Annotated in this window: 20 protein-coding genes; 10 read left to right on the top strand and 10 right to left on the bottom strand. The window is 44.5% G+C overall.

The genetic code is table 11. From position 1 onward, the window contains the following. Positions 1–4: 4 nt before the first annotated feature. Entirely contained in the window at positions 5–2203 is a 2199-nt protein-coding gene (locus F597_RS0117880; RefSeq protein WP_026327618.1) for a peptidase domain-containing ABC transporter, read from the top strand. Between the two features lie 245 nt (positions 2204–2448). Then, a complete protein-coding gene (locus F597_RS21185; protein ID WP_157279231.1) occupies positions 2449–2910 on the top strand; it encodes a hypothetical protein in 462 nt (153 codons plus the stop codon). A gap of 34 nt (positions 2911–2944) precedes the next feature. Here the strand turns inward: F597_RS21185 and F597_RS0117870 are convergent, their stop codons facing one another. The 3 genes from F597_RS0117870 to F597_RS0117855 form a co-directional block, all read right to left on the bottom strand. Beyond that, on the bottom strand, positions 2945–3214 hold the full coding sequence (locus tag F597_RS0117870; protein ID WP_019541125.1) for a type II toxin-antitoxin system YafQ family toxin: 270 nt from the start codon (positions 3212–3214) through the stop codon (positions 2945–2947). Continuing rightward, positions 3211–3468, bottom strand: a complete 258-nt coding sequence (locus tag F597_RS0117865) for a hypothetical protein (protein ID WP_019541124.1) — start codon at positions 3466–3468, stop codon at positions 3211–3213. Before F597_RS0117865 ends, F597_RS0117870 begins: the two co-directional genes overlap by 4 nt. A gap of 489 nt (positions 3469–3957) precedes the next feature. Continuing rightward, positions 3958–4251 (bottom strand): nucleotidyltransferase family protein, encoded by a 294-nt coding sequence (locus F597_RS0117855; protein WP_019541122.1) that lies wholly within the window; start codon positions 4249–4251, stop codon positions 3958–3960. A gap of 202 nt (positions 4252–4453) precedes the next feature. On the opposite strand from F597_RS0117855, the gene F597_RS0117850 reads away from it, so the two are divergent. From F597_RS0117850 to F597_RS0117820, 7 genes are all read left to right on the top strand, one after another. Then, positions 4454–5449 carry an EamA family transporter gene (locus tag F597_RS0117850; RefSeq protein ID WP_019541121.1) on the top strand — a complete coding sequence of 332 codons (996 nt, stop codon included), beginning with the start codon at positions 4454–4456 and terminating at the stop codon, positions 5447–5449. Between the two features lie 150 nt (positions 5450–5599). Further along, positions 5600–6616, top strand: coding sequence for a tRNA (adenosine(37)-N6)-threonylcarbamoyltransferase complex transferase subunit TsaD (gene tsaD / locus F597_RS0117845; RefSeq protein ID WP_026327617.1), 1017 nt, complete (start codon positions 5600–5602; stop codon positions 6614–6616). A gap of 181 nt (positions 6617–6797) precedes the next feature. Next, positions 6798–7604: a formate/nitrite transporter family protein gene (locus F597_RS0117840; RefSeq protein WP_019541119.1), complete on the top strand. Its 807-nt coding sequence runs from the start codon at positions 6798–6800 to the stop codon at positions 7602–7604. 41 nt (positions 7605–7645) lie between these two features. After that, a complete protein-coding gene (gene pflB / locus F597_RS0117835) occupies positions 7646–9886 on the top strand; it encodes a formate C-acetyltransferase (protein WP_019541118.1) in 2241 nt (746 codons plus the stop codon). 179 nt (positions 9887–10065) lie between these two features. Continuing rightward, positions 10066–10791 carry a pyruvate formate-lyase-activating protein gene (pflA, locus tag F597_RS0117830; protein ID WP_019541117.1) on the top strand — a complete coding sequence of 242 codons (726 nt, stop codon included), beginning with the start codon at positions 10066–10068 and terminating at the stop codon, positions 10789–10791. A 304-nt stretch (positions 10792–11095) separates the two neighbouring features. Further along, positions 11096–12784 carry a glutamine--tRNA ligase/YqeY domain fusion protein gene (locus F597_RS0117825; protein ID WP_019541116.1) on the top strand — a complete coding sequence of 563 codons (1689 nt, stop codon included), beginning with the start codon at positions 11096–11098 and terminating at the stop codon, positions 12782–12784. Positions 12785–12832: 48 nt separating this feature from the next. Continuing rightward, positions 12833–14263 carry a tetratricopeptide repeat protein gene (locus F597_RS0117820; RefSeq protein WP_019541115.1) on the top strand — a complete coding sequence of 477 codons (1431 nt, stop codon included), beginning with the start codon at positions 12833–12835 and terminating at the stop codon, positions 14261–14263. A 42-nt stretch (positions 14264–14305) separates the two neighbouring features. Here the strand turns inward: F597_RS0117820 and F597_RS22485 are convergent, their stop codons facing one another. From F597_RS22485 to F597_RS0117785, 7 genes are all read right to left on the bottom strand, one after another. Then, complete coding sequence (locus tag F597_RS22485; RefSeq protein ID WP_157279229.1) at positions 14306–14458, bottom strand: hypothetical protein; 153 nt, start codon at positions 14456–14458, stop codon at positions 14306–14308. 87 nt (positions 14459–14545) lie between these two features. Then, positions 14546–15403, bottom strand: coding sequence for an NmrA family NAD(P)-binding protein (locus F597_RS0117810; RefSeq protein ID WP_019541113.1), 858 nt, complete (start codon positions 15401–15403; stop codon positions 14546–14548). Positions 15404–15480: 77 nt separating this feature from the next. Beyond that, positions 15481–16173 (bottom strand): helix-turn-helix transcriptional regulator, encoded by a 693-nt coding sequence (locus tag F597_RS0117805; protein ID WP_019541112.1) that lies wholly within the window; start codon positions 16171–16173, stop codon positions 15481–15483. 418 nt (positions 16174–16591) lie between these two features. Further along, positions 16592–17074, bottom strand: a complete 483-nt coding sequence (locus F597_RS0117800; protein ID WP_026327616.1) for a cyclophilin-like fold protein — start codon at positions 17072–17074, stop codon at positions 16592–16594. 46 nt (positions 17075–17120) lie between these two features. Beyond that, on the bottom strand, positions 17121–17711 hold the full coding sequence (locus F597_RS22130) for a cyclophilin-like fold protein (RefSeq protein WP_019541110.1): 591 nt from the start codon (positions 17709–17711) through the stop codon (positions 17121–17123). Between the two features lie 40 nt (positions 17712–17751). Then, positions 17752–18822, bottom strand: a complete 1071-nt coding sequence (locus tag F597_RS0117790; protein WP_019541109.1) for an alpha/beta hydrolase — start codon at positions 18820–18822, stop codon at positions 17752–17754. Beyond that, positions 18812–19390: a DapH/DapD/GlmU-related protein gene (locus F597_RS0117785; RefSeq protein WP_026327614.1), complete on the bottom strand. Its 579-nt coding sequence runs from the start codon at positions 19388–19390 to the stop codon at positions 18812–18814. Before F597_RS0117785 ends, F597_RS0117790 begins: the two co-directional genes overlap by 11 nt. Positions 19391–19779: 389 nt before the next feature. Here F597_RS0117785 and F597_RS0117780 point away from each other — a divergent pair, with 389 nt between their 5' ends. Further along, a complete protein-coding gene (locus F597_RS0117780; protein WP_026327613.1) occupies positions 19780–20823 on the top strand; it encodes an asparaginase in 1044 nt (347 codons plus the stop codon). Positions 20824–20829: the final 6 nt, after the last annotated feature.

Genomic DNA, 20829 nt, shown 5'->3' with positions numbered 1-20829 from the left:
AGCCATGCCTTTCCCCTTCACCCAACAACCCGACGCAATGGACTGCGGCCCCGCCTGCCTGAGGATGGTGTCCGGGCATTACGGCAAGCGGTACACGCTGGAGCACCTGCGCGAAAACTGCTTTATCGGCCGTGACGGGGTCTCGTTGTTGGGTATCAGCCGCGCCGCGGAAAAACTTGGCTTTCATACCGTGGGAGGGCGTCTTACCTTCGACAAGCTAGCTGAGAAAGCGCCACTGCCCTGCATCGTCCACTGGAACCAGGAACATTTCGTGGTGGTGTACGGGATAAGGAAAAACAAAAAGGGCTATAAAATTTCTGTAGCCGACCCCGGCAAGGGCCTACTTATCTATTCACGCGAAGAGTTCTGCGACCGGTGGGTCAGTACCCGTACGGGTGGTGAGGAAAAAGGGGTAGCCTTGCTGCTGGAACCCACCAGCCTCTTTTATGAACAGGAAGGAGATGCCGCCCCAACGCAAAACCGCCTGAAGTTCCTCTGGAAATACCTGCTCAAATACAAACGCTTTTTCACGCAATTAATCCTCGGCTTGTTTATCGGCAGCCTGTTGCAACTCATCTTCCCGTTCCTTACCCAGGCCATCGTGGACACTGGCATCTCCGGGAAAGACATCGGCTTTATCTGGCTGGTGCTCATCGCCCAGATGATGCTGCTGTTCAGCCGCACCGCAATCGACTTCATCCGCCGCAAGATACTGCTGCATATCAGCACCCGCATCAACGTCTCCCTCATCTCCGACTTCTTTATCAAACTGATGAAACTGCCCATGAAGTTCTTCGACACCAAGCTCACGGGCGACCTGTTGCAACGCATCGAAGACCACCGCCGCATTGAGAACTTCCTCACCAACCAGACCATCACGGTGCTGTTCTCCGCCTTTACCTTCGTGATCTTCTCGGTGGTGCTGTTCATCTACAATGTGCCCGTCTTCGCCGTGTTCCTCGCCGGCAGCATCCTCTACGGCCTGTGGATCATGGTATTCCTGAAAAAGCGGCGCGTGTTGGATTACAAGATGTTCGAGCAACAGGGCATCAACCGGAACGTGACGTGCCAGTTGATCACCGGCATGCAGGAGATCAAACTCCAGGGGTGCGAACAGCGCAAGCGCTGGGAGTGGGAAGACGTGCAGGCGGACCTGTTCGACGTGAACCTGCAATCGCTCAATTTGCGACAGAATCAGGAGGCGGGTAGCATTCTAATCAACGAGTTAAAAAATGTTCTGGTGACGGTGCTGGCGGCCACCGCCGTCATAAGCGGGAACCTTACCCTGGGGATGATGCTGGCCATCCAGTACATCATCGGTCAGTTGAACAGCCCGGTTGAACAGATAATGAACTTCATCTACCAGTGGCAGGACGTGGGCATCAGCCTCGACCGCATGAACGAGATCCACACGCAGCGCAACGAGGAGGACGAGCACCGGACTGTGGCGGAGTTGCCCATAGACCGTTCCATCCATGTTCAACACCTATGCTTCAAATACGACGGTGCGCGGCCGGACTACGTGCTGGACAACATCGGCCTGGTTATACCCCAAGGGAAGGTGACAGCCATCGTGGGTGCGAGCGGCAGCGGGAAGACCACACTGGTAAAACTGTTACTGGGCTACTACGCCCCCGATGAAGGCCAGATCACCGTTGGGACAACCGGACTGGAAGACATGAACCTGACCTGGTGGCGCACCCAATGCGGGGCGGTGATGCAGGACGGTTACCTGTTCTCCGACACCATCGCCCGCAACATCGCCGTGGCGGGCGACGAGGTGGATGTGGAGCGGTTGCGCCATGCCGCCCGTATAGCGAACATTGCGGAAGATATCGGACGCCTGCCGCTGGGCTACAACACGAGGATCGGGCAGGACGGTCAGGGCGTGAGCCAGGGGCAGCGGCAGCGCATCCTTATCGCGCGGGTGGTGTACAAGGACCCGCCGTTCATCTTCCTCGACGAGGCGACCAACTCGCTGGACGCGAACAATGAGCGGACCATCGTGGAGAACCTGGAAGCCTTCTACCGGGACAAAACGGTGGTCGTAGTAGCACACCGCCTCAGCACGGTAAAAAATGCGGATCAGATCGTGGTACTCGACGGCGGACGCATCGCCGAAACGGGAACCCACGGGGAACTGACTGGGAAACGGGGAAAGTATTACGAACTGGTGAAGAACCAGTTGGAGCTGGGGAATTAACAGTTAAAAGTGAAAAACTAAAAACTGAAAACTAAAAACTAAAAGTGAAATCTGCGGGTAAGTGGGGGCAAACAAGTTTACTTAAGTTTGCCGGGCGGGAGCAGATTGCACGGAGTGAAAATACTAATGTGCCGGTTAGTGGATCCCGACAAGTCGGGATAACTTGTTCCGATTCTTCGGTAAGTAGTGATAATGAGATAATTGCAAACCCATGAGTAAAGATGGAAGAGAATAAACCAATAGAATTGCGCAGCGAAAAGGTGCGGAACATTATCGGGCGGATGCCACCTGTACTGGTGCGGTACGGCACAGTCATGATCGTTGCCGCGTTACTGGTACTGGCAGGTATTGCCGCCTTTGTCCCGTACCAGCCGAAGATCTCCATTGAGATCGGTGTTGCGCAGGATGAAAGGGGTAAGGTGCATTATACGGCGCGGATACCGCAGCGTGCGATGGCGCAACGGGACAAAATCGCATTTATCGCAGGCAGCCCCCCGGTGGAAGGCCCCATGCCGGTGCGTTTCATCTTCCATGACGTGCCCGACACGCTGCATGTCTCCCGTTCGGGAGGATGGTACGAAGTGGAGGTCTATCCCGTGGACCACGACGGGCAGGCCATTAAAATACCGGCGCCCTTTACTTTTCCCGCGAAAATAGAGTTGAAATACACCACTTTTTTGAAATGGATTGTACGAAAAGTGGAATAAACCGTGGCTTTCCATTCATTTTCCGGTAAAATCTTTAAAATAATTCCGAATGGCTGCCAATCCGAACAATCTGTATATATTCATTGTTCTCGTCTAACCAAATGAGCAAAAAATCGGGATCAATATGACATTCCATGCAGCCCTTGTACTGTCCTATCAGTTTATGAGGTATGAAAGTCTCAGGGATTTCAATATCATTAATGAGCATGTATAAGACTTGATACAGTTTCTCCATCTTACGGGGATTGTTCCTGTACTTCTTTAAGTCTTTCTTTGCTTTGGTACTATAACGAAGCTCTTTCATTCGATATCGTTTACGGATTTCATGAAAGAATCAAAATCTTTCATGTCGATAGTCCCCGCATACTTGCCCGCTTTTGCCTCTTTAATGGCTGCCTTTGTCTCATCGTTCGGCTCGTTATAAACGCTCTCCATGAGAATACATTCTACATAGTTACTTAAGCTTCTATTCGTTCTTTTTGCCTCTGCTTTCAGTCTGCTAACTAAGTTTTCATTCAGCCTAAAAGCCGTTTGCTTTTTTGCCACTCTTGTTTCCATAATCACATTTGTGTTATATATCTATTTACTTTGTATTACAAATGTAATATATGTTTCCCAATTAGCAAAATATTCATGAATTGATGATGGGTGCGTTTCATCTTTTAAGACGTTCCCGAAACACTATATGTTTCCCGTTCGGGAGGCTGGTACGAAGTGGAGGTCTATCCCGTGGACCACGACGGGCAGGCCATTAAGATACCGGCGCCCTTTACTTTTCCCGCGAAAATCGAGTTGAAATACACCTCCTTCCTGAGGTGGGTGTTAGAAAAGAGAGACGCGTAATACAAAAAAGTAACGTTATTCTGATACAGCGTTTATGTCTTTTTTCATTTGTTTTATTACGGCTAAAAGTGGAGGTATATCGTTCGCAACATTCCATCTGCGGATTTTGTCAATTCATCTATATCCTTAATGTGAGCCGTACTTTTGAGCAAATTTTCAATCGTCGTTTCAACTTGCCCTAATGTCTCAATTATCAAAAACTTATCATGCATACACAATCTCACTCATAATGCGTTTAAGGAAAGAAGGACGCAGGTTCTTGTGTTTGCGCACAACATCAACAGGCATATCGAAAAACTTTTCGAGTTCGGCGGGAAAGCTTACCAGCGATTTCAATCCCAACGACTTGCCTTCGTAATAAATATCGATATCGCTGTCTTCGGTCTGTTCGCCGCGTGCCACAGAACCGAAAATTCCAATACGCTCTATGCCGTACTCTTCGGCGTATTGCAATTTAAACTGTTTCAGTTTCTGCAAATATTCATCGGTAGTCATCATTGCTATATAGCTTTTAATACCTACAAAAATAAGACTTTACTCCCAAATTTACAAGATTTATTTGACTGAACTCTTTGTAAGCGGGAAAGCTAAAAAACGATTACTAAATTCTTTTCCATTATCTTTGCATCCGTTTTATCAAAAAGGCTACTACTATTTTTGAAATGTGTTTAGGATTTTCGTGAGTTGGAAATAGAAAGAAATGAATCGGAATAAATTCACTGGAGGTATTTTTGTTTTTCTTGGGGCATGCAGCTTCGGAGTTCTATCGACGATTGTAAAAAATGCGTATGAGGAAGGTTACACCCTCGGACAAATAACCGGAAGCCAGGCTTTCCTGGGAATGGTGATGTTGTGGGCGCTCTATTCCTTGCAAAAGTTTCTGTTCGGGGCAGGGAACCGCACTCCTTTGGGAGCTGCTGGAAACGCTTCCTCAGGCCGGATAGTGCGTAGCGGAGAACAGTTCCTCCGGTCGCTTGCTGGTGACAATAGTTCTCCAGGCCGGACCGCCTGGTGGAAAGTGGCTTTTGCCGGGATCTTCACAGGATTGGTTGGTATTTTTTACTATCAGTGCGTAAAACTATTACCCGCATCCATTGCCATTATCCTGTTGATGCAATATCTGTGGATCAGCATTTTGATTGAAGCGGTCCTGTTCAGAAAAAAACCGCATAGAATGCAACTGATTGCCGCTTCAATAGTGCTTGTCGGCACGGTGTTCGCGGCAGGTATATTTAACGAGGCTGTGACTTTAAATATAAAAGGGATAGGATTTGGCTTGTTGGCTGCATTTTGTTATGCCCTGTTCCTGATAGCAAGCGGCAGGGTAGGGAATGATCTGCCGGTTTTGAAAAAAGGGGCATTGATGATTACCGGCTCCTGTATTGTCACCTGGATGATTTTTCCACCGTTATTTTTGTTTGATGGACTGTTTTTCGACGGACTTTATAAATGGGGATTGATGCTGGCATTGCTTGGAACCGTTATCCCTCCTCTGTTTTTTTCTTTCGGCATGCCGCGTACCGGAGTTTCGCTGGGCGCTATCCTTAGCGCAGCAGAGTTGCCGGTCGCAGTGGTCTCTTCCAGTTTTATCCTTCAGGAGAATGTACAGGCGCTTCAATGGGTAGGAGTATTCCTTATCCTCTTTGCCATCGTGCTTACAAATATAAAATTCCGGAGAACAGCAAACAATATATAAGTGTTATTCACCTGTTGAGTTCACGTGAATCGCTTCATATAACAACTGAATGTTTTCGATAAGTAAATACAGAGGTAAAACTTGTTTTGACTCTGTTGAGCGTAGGAAACATCTAAATTTGCAAAGTAATTTGAACAACAATTGAACCAGATGATTACAATATTAGGTATAGAGTCTTCCTGTGATGATACTTCCGCTGCCGTTATCCGCGACGGAGTGATCCTCTCGAACGTGATTGCCGGTCAGGCAGTCCATGAACGGTATGGTGGCGTAGTGCCGGAACTGGCATCACGTGCGCACCAGCAAAATATTATCCCCGTAGTACATGACGCACTGAAGCAGGCCGGCATCACAAAAGAGGAGATCTCGGCTGTGGCTTTTACACGGGGACCGGGACTGTTGGGCTCATTGCTGGTCGGCACATCATTCGCAAAAGGCTTCTCATCGGCACTGAATATTCCAATGATCGAGATCAACCATCTTCAGGCGCATGTGCTGGCACATTTTATCAAAGAGGATGAGCATGATACCAATCAACCCGAATTTCCCTTTCTCTGCCTGCTGGTTTCGGGCGGTAATTCACAGATCATATTGGTGAAGTCTTATGACGATATGGAGATTGTAGGGCAAACCATCGACGATGCCGCGGGAGAAGCGTTCGACAAGTGCGCCAAGGTGATGGGTTTGGGTTATCCGGGAGGCCCGGTGGTAGACCGGCTGGCTAAATTGGGGAACCCCGACAGGTTTAAATTCAGTAAACCGCATATCGCGGGTTACGATTACAGTTTTAGCGGATTGAAAACATCATTCCTCTATTTTCTTCGTGATGAGTTGAAAAAAGATGACGGTTTTATTGAAAAGAACAAGGAAGATCTTTGCGCATCGCTACAAAAGACTATTATCGAGATCCTGATGGACAAACTCTACCATGCAGCCAAAGACCTGCAAATAAAAGAAGTGGCGGTAGCCGGAGGTGTATCGGCCAACTCCGGTCTGCGGGCTGCTTTTGAAGAATATAGCCGCCGTTATGGATGGAAGATACATATTCCAAAATTTGCTTATACTACCGATAATGCCGCCATGGTCGCCATTTCCGGATATTATAAATACCTGGATAGCCAATTTTGTGCGCCGGATGTGGTGCCTTACGCCAGAGTATCGATATGATAATGAAGATGAATAAAAAATTTGGAAATTAATTGTGGAAATATTTCCGTAATTAAAGGTTAAATCGTATCTTTGCACCCGATTTGATTAAGATTGTTAAGGGTTATACGGAAAATAAATACTTTTCTTGCGATAAAGCACTTCCCTTTACCGGTCTTGGTTTATGTTTTAGGAAGGCAATATGAATTATTATACTCCGGCAGAAGCTGCCGAAGCGTTTAGGATCACAGCAATTAATAAGTCGAAGCTCCCGTTTCTACATTTTGCTATTGCAGCTATCCTTGGTGGAGCGTTTATTGCGCTCGGCGGGTTGCTGACTGTAATGGTCGCCGGAGGAATGCCGGAAACCGGCAGTACCAATCCGGGACTGGTGAAATTTGTGGCAGGGGCACTCTTCCCGGTGGGACTTATCATGGTCTCACTCACCGGAGCCGATCTGTTCACCAGCGATTGTGCCGGTCTGACCTTCCCATTATTGAAGCGGGATGTATCGGTGGTAAAAGTGGTAAAAATACTTCTACTTTCCTATCTGTTTAATTTCGTCGGAGCACAATTCATTGCTTTCGTATTATCTGCCAATGTAGGTTTATTCGATAAGGAACCCTGGCAATCTTATCTGCATCATTATTCCGAAGTAAAAGTGAATCAGGATTTCGTACGTGTATTCATAAAGGGGATCGCAGCTAACTGGCTGGTATGCCTTGGTATGTTTATGGGATACACGGCGAAGGACATCACCGGGAAAAGCATAGCTATCTGGATTCCTATCATGATCTTTGTTGTGCTTGGCTACGAACACTCTGTCGCCAATATGTTTTTCATTCCGGCGGCGATATATAGTGGGGCCGATATCACCTGGGCCGGTTTTCTTTCGAAAAACCTGTTTCCCGCGACACTTGGCAATATTGTGGGTGGCATGTTACTGGTCGGAACGGTCTATTGGTACCTGTTCCTTCATCAACCGCAAAAAACAGATAAGCATAATTAAAAATACAATATATCAACATTACAAAAATAAATATATCAACGATGAATAATCAGCATGAATCTTGGAAAGGCTTTAAAGGAGATGTATGGAGAAACGAAATCAACGTAAGGGATTTCGTTATGAATAACTATACACCCTATGAGGGTGATGATAGTTTTCTGGTTTCTTCCACCGAACGTACCCGTAAGGTCTGGAACAAGTTGACAGAAATGTTCAAGGAAGAGCAAGCCAAAGGCGTGTACGATGCCGAAACCAAATATCCGCAGGAAATTGACACCTACGGGCCGGGATATATCGACAAGGATAACGAAGTGATCGTCGGTTTGCAGACCGATGCGCCGCTCAAGCGCGGGATCTTCCCGAAGGGAGGTATCCGCATGGTAGAAAACGCACTGAACGCATATGGGTACGAACTCGATCCCATGACCAAAGAGATTTATACCCGCTATCGGAAGACGCACAACGAAGGTGTTTTTTCGGCTTATACCGACGAGATGGTCGCTGCCCGGCGGTCGGCTATCATTACCGGATTGCCCGATGCTTACGGTCGCGGCCGTATTATCGGTGATTACCGCCGTGTACCGCTGTACGGAACAACTACTTTGATTGCAGAAAAGAAAGATTTTCTGAAACGCCTCGATATCCAGGAAATTACCGAAGATATAATACAGCGTCGTGAAGAGATATCTGAACAGATCAAAGCGTTGAAAGCTTTTGAAAAAATGTGTAACGGATATGGATTCAATGTGACCGAACCGGCAAAGAATGCCCGCGAAGCCGTGCAGTTCCTTTATTTTGCTTATCTGGCGGCCGTAAAAGACCAGGATGGAGCGGCCATGTCGATCGGACGTACTTCGACTTTCCTTGATATTTATATCGAAAAAGATATCAAAGCCGGTTTACTGACTGAAGAAGAAGCACAGGAATTGATAGACCAGCTTATCATAAAGTTGCGTATCGTACGCTTCCTGCGCACACCGGATTATAACGACCTCTTCTCAGGCGACCCGGTATGGGTGACCGAATCGCTGGGCGGACAGACCGTGGACGGACGTACTTTGGTGACAAGGACTTCGTTCCGTTACCTCCATACGCTCTACAACCTGGGCCCGGCTCCGGAACCTAACCTGACGGTACTCTGGTCGCAAAACTCTCCCGAGAACTGGAAGAAATTCTGTTCAAAAGTATCGGTAGATACCTCTGCCATCCAGTATGAGAATGACGACCTGATGCGTCCCGATTATGGTGATGACTACGGGATTGCCTGCTGCGTATCGCCGATGAAGATAGGGAAACAGATGCAGTTGTTCGGTGCACGCGCCAATCTGGCCAAGTGTCTGTTGTACGCCATCAACGGTGGTCGTGATGAGAAATCGGGTGTGCAGGTGGCACCTAAGTTTGAGGGTATCACTTCCGAGTACCTCGATTATGATGAAGTAATGGCCAAATTCGAGCAGATGATGCGCTGGCTGGCGAAAGTATATGTCAATGCGTTGAAGATCATCCACTACATGCACGATAAATACGCTTATGAAGCATTTGAAATGTCGCTCCATGACGGTGATGTACAACGCATCCGGGCGACAGGTATTGCGGGTCTTTCTATTGTGGCCGACTCGCTCGCAGCGATCCGCGATACGAAAGTGAAAGTGATCCGCGACGAACGGGGAATTGCCGTAGACTTCGAACGGGAAGGCGATTATGTACCTTTCGGAAATAACGACGACAGAACCGACCAGATCGCTGTGGATATTACCCGCAAGTTCATGGGATATCTTCGTCAACACGAAACATACCGCAATGCTATTCCTACACAGTCTATCCTTACCATCACCTCCAACGTGGTATATGGAAAGAAGACGGGTGCAACACCTGACGGCCGTCCCGCCGGGACACCTTTCGCTCCGGGTGCAAACCCGATGAACGGTCGCGATACCAAAGGAGCGGTAGCCGCACTGGCTTCGGTAGCGAAATTGCCGTTCCAGCATGCACACGACGGCATATCCTATACGTTTGCCGTTTCTCCGGGAACGCTCGGAAAGGAGCGGAACGTACAAATAACCAATATGGTCGGCCTGCTCGATGGATACTTCACTTCAGATGGCGGACAGCATCTCAATGTGAATGTGTTCGACAAGGATCTGCTGGTGGATGCGATGAATCATCCCGAAAATTATCCGCAGCTGACTATCCGTGTTTCGGGTTATGCGGTTAATTTTGTGAAGCTGACCAAAGAGCAACAGTTGGATGTGATCTCCAGGACGATCAATCATTCACTATAGATTTTCCATAATTGTAACTAAGGCGGAGTTCTTTAGATGTTTTGTGGGGTACCCATAGCTCGCAGTGAGCGTAAAAAGAGTAGCTGTTTGAGCGAAGCGAGTTCTACTCTTTTAGCGTACGAGAGCTATAACGGGTCACAAAACATCGTCAGACGAACGCCTTAGTTGCATACTTTTATATGTTAGGACGAATTCATTCATTGGAGAGTTTCGGTACGGTCGATGGGCCGGGCATTCGCTTTGTGGTTTTCCTGCAAGGCTGCCCTTTACGTTGCCTTTATTGTCATAATCCCGATACATGGGATCCGAAGCAAAGCGGAAAATACGTCCTTTCCCCTGAAGAACTGCTGACAGAAGTTCTTCGTTATAAGAGTTTTATAGCCAAAGGCGGCGTGACTGTCACCGGTGGAGAGCCCCTGCTGCAGCCGGAGTTCCTGCTCGAATTTTTCTCCTTGTGCAAAGAAAGCGGTATCCATACCGCACTCGATACTTCCGGAGCTATCGCCTCACAAGTAGTGTACAAGGTGTTTGATATCGTGGATCTGGTACTGCTTGATGTGAAATCGATCGATGCCGATCAGCATAAAAAACTGACCGGGGCGAGGATCGATAATACGCTGCAATGCCTCAATTATCTGGAAGAAAAAAACAGACCCACCTGGATCCGCCATGTGATTGTACCGGGATGGACAGATGATGATCAGTTATTGAAAAGAACAGCCGATTACCTTGCTCCCTATCGCTGCATCGAAAAAGTGGAACTGCTGCCGTATCATAATATGGGTGCCCGCAAATATGAACAGTTAGGAATGGAATACCGTCTGGAAAACACACTTCCATTATCGCAGGAACGACTGGAGAACGCCCGGAATATTTTTAGGAATGCAGGTCTCCTGGTGTCGTGATAATTATGGGTTAGTACTCATCTTACTTGTTTTTGTAAACCTTTTAGTGATACGCCGATTGTTTCGGTGTATGAAGAATCGAAATCAACCGAAGATAGAATATAAAGAGGAAGACCTTTTCCATAATGAATTTTTCACTAAATTTGCAGGTTATAATCTGAAGGGTGAATAAACCTGTTTATAAGTCCCCAAAACGAGATGTATAATAAGTGTTTATAAATTCATTATTGAATGAATAAAACCCTATGAGGCGTTGAGAAAAGAGTATAGAGAATATTATTAATAGAGAAAATAACCCGGTCGTATGTTGGAAAAAGAGAAATCCACAGTTGAAGAGAACAGGAAAAGCCTTAATTTTATAGAACAGATCGTGGAAAATGATCTGAAGGAAGGGAAAAACGGTGGACGTGTACAGACACGATTCCCGCCTGAACCCAACGGCTACCTGCATATCGGACATGCCAAAGCCATCTGCCTTGATTTCGGTATCGCGGAAAGATATGGCGGTATTTGCAATCTCCGCTTCGATGACACCAATCCGGTGAAAGAAGATGTGGAGTATGTGGATTCCATCATGGAAGATATAAAATGGTTGGGGTTTCATTGGGAAAACGTCTATTATGCGTCCGATTATTTCGGACAGTTATGGGATTTTGCCATTCAGTTGATTAAAGAGGGTAAGGCCTACGTGGATGAACAGTCCGCCGAGGAAATTGCCAGACAAAAGGGAACGCCCACCGTACCGGGAACGCATAGTCCATATCGCGACCGACCCACTGGGGAGTCGCTGGAACTGTTTGAAAAGATGAATAGCGGAGAGATCCCCGAAGGGAAGATGGTGCTGCGAGCCAAAATAGATATGGCTTCATCGAACATGCATTTCCGTGATCCCATTATCTATCGGGTGATCCATATTCCCCACCATCGTACAGGTACACAGTGGAAGGCTTATCCGATGTACGATTTCGCACATGGGCAATCCGATTATTTCGAAGGAGTGACACATTCGCTTTGTACGCTGGAGTTCGAAGTGCATCGCCCGTTGTACGACTGGTTCCTCGATCAATTGGCCGACAGTGATTACCGTCCGCGGCAGACCGAATTCAATCGCCTGAATCTCACCTACACGGTGATGAGTAAGCGTAAACTACTGCAACTGGTACAGGAAAAACTGGTTTCGGGATGGGATGATCCGCGGATGCCGACGCTGACCGGTATGCGCCGCAGAGGATACACTCCGGAGGCGATCCGAAAATTCATAGATAAGATAGGTTATACGAAATACGACGCCATCAATGACGTGTCACTATTAGAGCACGCGGTGCGTGAGGATCTGAATGCCCGTGCAATCCGCGTTTCGGGTGTCATCGATCCGATCAGACTGATCCTTACCAATTATCCCGAAGGGAAAGTGGAAGAGATGGAAGCGATCAATAATCCGGAAGATGAAAGTATGGGCAGCAGAAAAGTGAAATTCAGCCGTGAACTTTGGATAGAACGCGATGATTTCATGGAAGAGGCACCCAGGAAATACTTCCGTTTGACACCCGGTAATGAGGTGCGCCTGAAGAATGGCTATATCGTGAAATGTACCGGTTGCAGGAAGGATGAAGAAGGGAACGTGACAGAGGTATATGCTGAATATGATCCGATGACGAAAAGCGGTATGCCCGATTCGAACCGGAAAGTAAAAGGAACCATTCACTGGGTATCTGCACCTCACAGTCTGGATGCGGAAGTAAGACTCTATGACCGTCTCTTTATGGTAGAGGATCCGGCAGGTGAAAAAGAGAAAGATTTCAGGGAATTGTTAAATCCCGATTCACTCATCGTGAAAAAAGGGTGTAAGGTGGAGGAATACCTGAAAGAGGCAAAATCGCTGGATAGCTTCCAGTTTCAACGGATCGGTTATTTCAATGTGGATGCCGACTCTACGGAAAATGCTTTAGTATTCAACCGTACGGTTGCCCTTAAGGATTCCTGGAAAAAGTAATCACCGGTTTTATTAGGCGGCTACATTCTACGGCTACAGGAGATTTAAATGGAAGATAACGAACTGGACATAAATTCATTGATTGAGAAGTACGAACACATGCGTGCACTCGGCAGGAAGATATATTTCGATGCCGACGAGTTCGCCACGCTTGCTGAGTACTACAATGCAGAAGGCGATAACGAGGAAGCGGAAGAGCTCATTAATGAAGGGCTGAAGATGCATCCCGGTAGCCCCGAATTGATGCTGATGAAGGCAAAGGTCCTTGTCTATTCGGAGATGTACCAGGATGCACTCGATTATATGGAGTGGATCTCGGACAATGGCGAGGTGGATCTGGCACTCTTGAAGATTGAGGCGCTGTTGCATCTCGGAAAGCATGGTGATGCCGACCTACTTATCAATAGTACGCTAAAACAGGAACTCCCCATCGACGATCTCTATTTTTTCATTACTGAACTGGGATATATGTTCAATGATGTGGATCAGTTCGACCGTGCCATTTCGTTTCTCGAAGAGAGCATGAAGATCAATGATTCGAACAGCGATGCTATTGTTGATCTCGCCTACGCATACGAGATGAAGGGAAATCTGGAGAAAGCCATAGAATATAACAACCGACTGCTTGATATTGATCCCTATTCGTATGACGGATGGGTGAATATAGGCAAGCTCTATTCCATGAATGAGCAGCATGACAAGGCTGTGGATGCTTTTGATTTTGCGCTTACCATCAATGAGGATGATGTAAATGTATTGAAAATGAAGGCTTTGTCTTTTTATCTGAATGATAATCTTCAGGCGGCTATTGCCCTTTTTGAGGAGTGTCTCCAGAAATCGCCCGATGACGAAGCAATATATGATTCTCTGCTGGAGGCCTACAGCGCTATGGAGCAGTATGATAAGATGATGGATCTTATCGACAAGAGGGAAGCAGCGTTGGGAAGTGAAGGTATTATGGCCAAACGAGCTTTTGTTTACATCAATAAAGATGATTATGAACGTGCGAAAGAGATTTTCGCCCAAATTCCGGAAGCTGAAAGAGAAACACTTGATTATTTTATGCTGGAGGGAGAACTGGCTTTTCATGACGGAGATTTTGCTGCAGCCGAAACAGCGTATATGAAAGCTGCCATTGCCTCAGAAGGCAATGAAGATGTGTTGGACAGATTGGCGAATATCAGTGTGGCACAGGAGAAATATGAACAAGCTGCCGGGTATCTTCAGGAATTACTGGAAATTGCACCCGATTTCCCGACTGCAAAATCGAGGCTCGCCTTTATCCGCTTTGAGATTGGTTCCAAAGAACCGTTCGACGAGATTATGGAGCAATTTTCGGATCAGGAGTTAAGAGACCTGCTCAATTTGATTACCGGTAGCGGGAACAATGATTTCTCTGATTATAGCCGGGAGAAAATATTAACACGGCTCAACGAAGCACGTGAAAACAGGGTGCTGTTCAAGAATATAAAGTATTGAATATTCAGTCAATAATATTTGTCCTCTTATACCACCGAAACCCTAAGGCATATTGCCTCGTACCACTTCTTTGTCATCGCCTGCATTCAATGTTTTGATACCAAAAGATTGAAGTATCGCCAAAAATTCTTCCCAGGTATGGGTAGAATGACCAATGGTGTAAACGGCGTGTGCTTGTTTTCTGTTTTTTGCCATATCTGCCTTTATAAACGACAAATTTATAAAAAAGAAGTTTTGTGATAGATTGACGATAACACTTTCTTGATTTTTTCTATTTCATTGTTATTTCTTCAGTTGTTCGTTAATATATTTTTCTAATGTTGTAGGAAGTTTTATCGTGTCATTTGGCCGTTCAGGAACAGTCTTGTTGTCAATAACGGCTTTTGTCATATCCGAAAGATTTGCCGCTGTATTTTCAGTAAAACCGACTGACATAAGCGTTTCTTTCCATTTGTCTTGCGGTATGGATTGAACACTTACGTTTTTATTCAACAATTTTGAAAATGTATTTGCCACATCAAGCGAGTTGTATTTTTGTTGTCCTGTTAATTCATAAATTCTTTTCTTTTCCGATGATGTGTCGGTCATTACTTTGGCAATGAATTTTGCCAGGTCAATGGGTGAGTGCATTTCAATTTTCAAACCTTCGGGGAAAAAAGTTGGCAATACCCCGTATTGTTCAACTGTTTCCAAATAACCTAACCAATTACTGAAATAATAAGACGGTCTGATAAATACTTTTTCTATATCCAAATCATCTAATGTTTGCTCTAAAATTCTCGACATTAAAACATTGCCTGTATTGCTGTCAATATGTGAACCAACACAAGATAAAGCCACCACTTTTTTAATTCCTGTGGCTTGAATGGCTTTTTTGTAATTCTCAACAATTTGTCTGGTGTCTTCAATTATGTCATTTGACGTTGGATTTTCAGGTGTCAAAACAAAAACAGCCGTTCCACCATTAAACGCTTCTGTAAGTTGCTCCAAATTAAACAAATCTGCGGTTCGGGTTTCAATGGTTTTGTCCGAAAGTTTGTCGGGATTTCTCACTACTGCCCTTACAGGAAAGCCCTTGTTTTTTAGTTCGTTGATAAGATTTGAGCCTACTTGTCCTGTTGCTCCTACAATGATGTTCATATATTTATTTTTTAGTGAATGATACTGCAAAACTAAAATGGGGTTACGACAACAGTATGTCAGGGGTAGGCAAAAAATCAATAATACCTTTCAAAATATTCCTGCAAGGTCATTTTGTGTGGCTCAAATTTTTCCGTAAGGACATCTAATTTTTTTATTCTGTCAAGACGAAAGAATCTAAATTCATTGCGTAAACGACACCACGCTAACACAAGCCAGTTTTCTTGTGTGCTTAATATGGCAAATGGTTCAACGGCTCTGTTTGTGGTCTTGTTGGCTTCGTTGGTGTAAGTTATTGCCGTTAAATGAAAATTGGTCAATGCAAATTGCAAAGCGGACAAATTACTGCTTGTTCTTTCGTTGTTTGTGTTCTGTATAATTTGTACTCTTTCAGCAAGTAAATTGGCTTTATCCTTTACGCTGTGTTTTAATACGGTTTTGATTTTGGCAATGGCTTCTGAATAGGCTTTGATAAATGAAGCATCTTTGTTTTTCAGCACTAATTGTTCTGCTGTAATCAAGGCGTTGGCTTCGCTTTCTGTAAACGTAACAGGAGGAAGCCGATAATGTTCCATTAGTGTATAACCTTTGCCGTCTTCGGTCACAATCGGAACGCCTGCCTGTTCCAATGTTCTGATGTCCCTGTATATTGTTCTCACACTTACCGAAAATTTGTCGGCAAGTTCCGTAGCCGTCAAAAGTCGTTTGGTCTGCAATTGGGTTAGTATTGCAGTCAGTCGTGAAATTCGTTTTGTTTCGGTGTCATACATTATTCTGTTTTGTTTGGTGATTGCTATTCCTTGTTTCTTTTACATTTACGCAAGTTATTGCATATTGAAATGTGATAAATCTCCGTTTTCAAAGGTAACAGTTTTATGATTTTACCGTTCAAAGAAACGAAAAAAATTATCCTTTAAGAGGCTGAAGAAATTTTACACAATGAAAGAGCATTTATTATAAAATAAGGGATCCTTTCAAAAGACTCCCTTTCTTTGTGGACGTCTTGGTACGTCACTCGAACCTGCCGTTCAGAGTTATTTTACATCATCTGAAAAACTACTTGATAAAAAATAGAAGCATGTAGTACGCTATGGCAATCTGCTGAGATAACCCTGAATATTGAATTGTTTTCCGGGATGCAATGCTATGATGGCATACAACGCCTCATCCGACTTTTGAACAATTTGTTTATTGCAATTCAAACGTTACGGTAACATTTCCCGAATCTAATGCAGATGCCAGGCCTGCCGGGTTATCCACCTTTCCTAACCTCGTATAACTGTAAGAGGTTGAAAACGTCTTGTAAAATAGCACTAAAGTACGTGAGCCGTACAGCATCAAGTCCCCGTTTTGTATCGTTCCGGGATTGGACGAATTGGCCGGCAGACTTTTAGGCAAATCGTAGTATTTCTCGTTTTTGTGCAGATCAACCATTTTGATAGTCAAAGGCAGTATTTCCTGAAATGCTTTTGCGGACTTATTGTCCGCAAGTGTGGCCATAAAGGTTTGTGAATTGACCGTTATTTTGATTTTATTCGTTTCCATTTCGTTTTTTCCTTTGTTGTTTTCCGCATTATTTCCAAAATACACAACATCATTGTCCTTGTCGCTGGATGCGGCATTGCATAACGTTGATGCAAAGAGTATCATTACTAAAAATAGATGTTTCATATCTCAATATTTTATTTGCTCAAATACTATTCATTTTCTATGTTTTTTAGTCCAATTCAAATGTTACTGTTACACTTCCTGTACCTAATGCGGCAGCTAATCCGGTAGGATTATCAATCCGTCCGATTCGTGTATAACTGTAGGAAGTGTTGTGCGTGGTGTAAAAAAGCACCAGCGTACTCGAACTATATAGCATTAAATCACCGATTTGTATCGTACCGGGATTGGAGTGATTGGCCGGTGGGGTACTTGGCAGACTGGCAAATTTTTCTATACGGCCATGCTCGGTCATATTTGAACTTGAGGCAGTATTCCATCTAGCAAAGAGGGTTACATTGCTATTCAGCGTATAGCTGCTGCCTCCTGCATAATTGGTTCCTGTACCGTCAGCGTTGGTGTTCCAACCGGCAAAGGTATATCCATCCCGGCTAAATCCTGTTCCGCTGTTCAGTGTGATGCTCATTCCGGTTTCCTGCATAATGGCAGCGGGTGTTGTTCCACTTGTCGCTCCATTCGTATTGTATGTAAGAGTGGTGCGTGTTATAACAGGTTCGTCATCATTACCGCAACTTGTAAAACTAATGGCAACCGTAAATAATGCCATAACAGCAATTATATGATATTTTAAATGTTTCATTCTATACAATTATTAAAATGATGGAGCGTCAAAGAAAACCTTATTCAAGGTTTTCTTTGAAAAACGTTTCCAGCTTATCAAAAGGAATAATATCCACCTTGTCATACAAATCCACGTGTACGGCATTGGGTATAATCATCAACTCTTTTGGTTCAACAGCAGCTTTGTAGGCATCTTCACTGAAATAACGGGAATGGGCATTTTCTCCTGCAATGAGTAATACCGGTCTTGGTGATATTTCTTTTATATATGTCAGGATCGGCATATTCATAAAGGATATAGGGTTGGTAATCGTCCATGAGCCGTTCGAGTTAATGGAACGTTCGTGAAAACCTCTCTCCGTTTTGTAATAGTCTGCATATTCCTTTACAAATTGTGGCGCATCGGTTAAATCCTCTAATCCTTTCGGTCCCACGGCAGGTGCTCCATTCTCTGCATCTACCCAACGTTGTGCGCTTAATTGTTCCAATATTTGTGTACGTTGTTCCAACGTTGTGGCATCATTATAACCTTTCGCATTCACTCTCGACATATCATACATGCTTGTGGTTGCAACGGCTTTCACACGTTTATCGACTGCAGTGGCATTCAATGCAAAGCCTGCCCATCCGCAGATACCGATGATGCCTATCCTGTTCCTGTCCACATAATTCTGTATTCCAAGATAATCAACCGCCGCGCTGAAATCTTCGGTGTTAATATCGGGCGATGCCACGTGACGGGGTTCCCCGCCACTTTCACCTGTATATGAGGGGTCGAAAGCAAGTACGGCAAATCCACGCTCTGCCATTTGATTGGCATACAGTCCCGAAGATTGCTCTTTTACCGCACCGAAAGGCCCGCTAATGGCAAGAGCTGGCAGAGGCTCACCGGAACTATCTTTCGGAATGTATAAATCGCCTGTTAAAGTAATTCCATAACGGTTTTTGAAAGTTACTTTTTCACGGGTGACTTTATCACTCAACTCAAAAGTATAATGTTCAGTTTGTGCTGTATTATTCATATCTTCTTCATTCTGATTGTTCACACTTTGGTTTTGCGTGCAGGATTGCCCCACCAACATAAGGGCTGCCACTGCAAGAATTGATAATCTTTTCATTTTATTCGTCATTTGTGATTGTTTTGATGATTTTTGCGGGAATACCACCTACTATCGCATTATCGGGCACGTCTTTTGAAACAATTGCTCCCGCTGCTACAACGGCATTTTCACCTACTGTTATGCCGGGTAATATGGTAGCATTTGCTCCAATCCACGCATTCTTTTTTATGTGGATATGTCCCACCGTCAACGTATGCCTGTTTTCCGGCGATGAGGGATGTCCTTCCGATAACAAATTAACTTTCGGAGCCAATAGTACGCCATCTTCTATTGTAATCCCTCCCAAATCCAGAAAAGTGCAGTCAAAATTGATGAATACGTTTTTTCCGATTTTGGTATTCTTTCCGTAATTGATATATAAAGGAGTAAAAATAGCCACGCTTTCGTCAATCTCACTATCCGTGATCTTGCCCAATAAATTCCTGATTTCTATCGGGTCTGATGAGTTATTCATCTGCAGGAGTATTTTTTTAGTGGCATACGAAGCCTCACGCATCTTATATGCCTGAGTATCGTCAGGCGGTATGGATTCACCGTTTTTGAGCCGTTCAAAAATATCTATCGTATTATTCTCCATTTTATTTAGCCGTATAATTTTGTACGATGCAAAATTATGAATTATGCCTTTTGCTTTTTTTGCCTTACGGCTCAAATTATTTGGCTCTAAGGCTCAAATTATCAAGTGTATCTATCTTCTATAATAATTGTTATTGTAGTTCAATACCAACTGAAAAATCTTACTCTGCAAAAAACGTATGAAAAATTCCTTATATGCAAGTTCAGCTCTTCGGTCCAGTTCTTCATTTTTATGAATTTGTGTGATAATCCATTTATATCATGTATATTTGTATGCAGAAAACCGTTCAGCCACCGCAAATATTGTAGTCGTAGACAAAAGCAATGGTATTTTTTGAGAAGTAAAGGTTATTGGTGGCCATACCTCCGATTTATATGACAAAAGACAATATGATAACGGGAACCACTTCTGTTTTGATAATATATACAGGCGGAACTATAGGAATGATAAAAAACCAGGAGACCAATGCCCTGGAAAGTTTTAATTTTGACTATCTGTTGAAATACATTCCGGAACTGAAAAAATTCAATTATCACATTTCTACATACCAATTTTCCCCTCCTATCGATTCCTCTGATATGGAGCCGGTACATTGGGCCCGTCTGGTAGAAATTATCAGTACCAATTACGACAATTATGACGGATTTGTAATTCTCCACGGTACGGATACTATGGCTTATACGGCATCTGCCTTAAGTTTTATGCTTGAGAATTTGAGTAAACCGGTCATCCTTACCGGCTCTCAACTTCCAATCGGAATGCTTCGGACTGATGCTAAAGAGAATTTGATTACTGCCATTGAAATAGCGGCAGCTAAAAATCCGGATGGAACCGCTATCGTGCCCGAAGTTTGTATTTTCTTCGAGAACCACTTGATGCGGGGTAACCGAACTACGAAAATAAATGTAGAAAACTTCAATGCCTTCCGTTCATTTAATTATCCTGCCTTGGCCCGTGTGGGTATACATATAAAATATGCCCAGAATCTTATTCAATATCCGGGCATAATTCGACCTTTATTTCCCCATTATCTGTTTGATCCCAATGTTGTCATGTTAACTCTTTTTCCCGGCATCCAGGAAAGCATTATCACTTCATTACTACATGTTCCTGAACTTAAAGCCGTTGTATTGAAAACCTTTGGTGCGGGAAATGCTCCTCAAAAGGAATGGTTTATCAATCAGTTGAAAGATGCCACCGAAAGAGGGATCATCATAGTCAATATAACACAATGTACTTCCGGTATGGTAGAAATGCAGCGCTACGAAACGGGAAGACAGCTACTTGATATAGGTGTGATTAGCGGATATGACAGCACCCCTGAATGTGCGGTTACGAAATTGATGTTTCTATTGGGTCACAGACTTTCAGAAAAAGAGATCAGGCATAGAATGAATACTTGCATAGCCGGAGAAATTACAAAAGTAGAATAAGGCTAC

The sequence above is a fragment of the Proteiniphilum acetatigenes DSM 18083 genome, from assembly GCF_000380985.1.
Taxonomy (GTDB): Bacteria; Bacteroidota; Bacteroidia; order Bacteroidales; family Dysgonomonadaceae; genus Proteiniphilum; species Proteiniphilum acetatigenes.
Note: the sequence above shows the minus strand (reverse complement) of the source record. Positions and strands in the feature narration are given on the sequence as shown.

Excerpts from the sequence above, each read along its gene's own strand:
- F597_RS0117840 (WP_019541119.1), top strand. The coding sequence starts at position 6,798 with ATGAATTATTATACTCCGGCAGAAGCTGCCGAAGCGTTTAGGATCACA.
- F597_RS0117820 (WP_019541115.1), top strand. The coding sequence starts at position 12,833 with ATGGAAGATAACGAACTGGACATAAATTCATTGATTGAGAAGTACGAA.
- tsaD (WP_026327617.1), top strand. The coding sequence starts at position 5,600 with ATGATTACAATATTAGGTATAGAGTCTTCCTGTGATGATACTTCCGCT.
- pflA (WP_019541117.1), top strand. The coding sequence starts at position 10,066 with ATGTTAGGACGAATTCATTCATTGGAGAGTTTCGGTACGGTCGATGGG.
- F597_RS0117825 (WP_019541116.1), top strand. The coding sequence starts at position 11,096 with ATGTTGGAAAAAGAGAAATCCACAGTTGAAGAGAACAGGAAAAGCCTT.
- F597_RS0117865 (WP_019541124.1), bottom strand. The coding sequence starts at position 3,468 with ATGGAAACAAGAGTGGCAAAAAAGCAAACGGCTTTTAGGCTGAATGAA.
- F597_RS0117800 (WP_026327616.1), bottom strand. The coding sequence starts at position 17,074 with ATGAAACATCTATTTTTAGTAATGATACTCTTTGCATCAACGTTATGC.
- F597_RS0117870 (WP_019541125.1), bottom strand. The coding sequence starts at position 3,214 with ATGAAAGAGCTTCGTTATAGTACCAAAGCAAAGAAAGACTTAAAGAAG.
- F597_RS0117880 (WP_026327618.1), top strand. The coding sequence starts at position 5 with ATGCCTTTCCCCTTCACCCAACAACCCGACGCAATGGACTGCGGCCCC.
- F597_RS0117785 (WP_026327614.1), bottom strand. The coding sequence starts at position 19,390 with ATGGAGAATAATACGATAGATATTTTTGAACGGCTCAAAAACGGTGAA.
- F597_RS22130 (WP_019541110.1), bottom strand. The coding sequence starts at position 17,711 with ATGAAACATTTAAAATATCATATAATTGCTGTTATGGCATTATTTACG.
- F597_RS22485 (WP_157279229.1), bottom strand. The coding sequence starts at position 14,458 with ATGGCAAAAAACAGAAAACAAGCACACGCCGTTTACACCATTGGTCAT.
- F597_RS0117855 (WP_019541122.1), bottom strand. The coding sequence starts at position 4,251 with ATGATGACTACCGATGAATATTTGCAGAAACTGAAACAGTTTAAATTG.
- F597_RS0117810 (WP_019541113.1), bottom strand. The coding sequence starts at position 15,403 with ATGAACATCATTGTAGGAGCAACAGGACAAGTAGGCTCAAATCTTATC.
- F597_RS0117805 (WP_019541112.1), bottom strand. The coding sequence starts at position 16,173 with ATGTATGACACCGAAACAAAACGAATTTCACGACTGACTGCAATACTA.
- F597_RS0117780 (WP_026327613.1), top strand. The coding sequence starts at position 19,780 with ATGATAACGGGAACCACTTCTGTTTTGATAATATATACAGGCGGAACT.
- F597_RS0117790 (WP_019541109.1), bottom strand. The coding sequence starts at position 18,822 with ATGACGAATAAAATGAAAAGATTATCAATTCTTGCAGTGGCAGCCCTT.
- pflB (WP_019541118.1), top strand. The coding sequence starts at position 7,646 with ATGAATAATCAGCATGAATCTTGGAAAGGCTTTAAAGGAGATGTATGG.
- F597_RS0117850 (WP_019541121.1), top strand. The coding sequence starts at position 4,454 with ATGAATCGGAATAAATTCACTGGAGGTATTTTTGTTTTTCTTGGGGCA.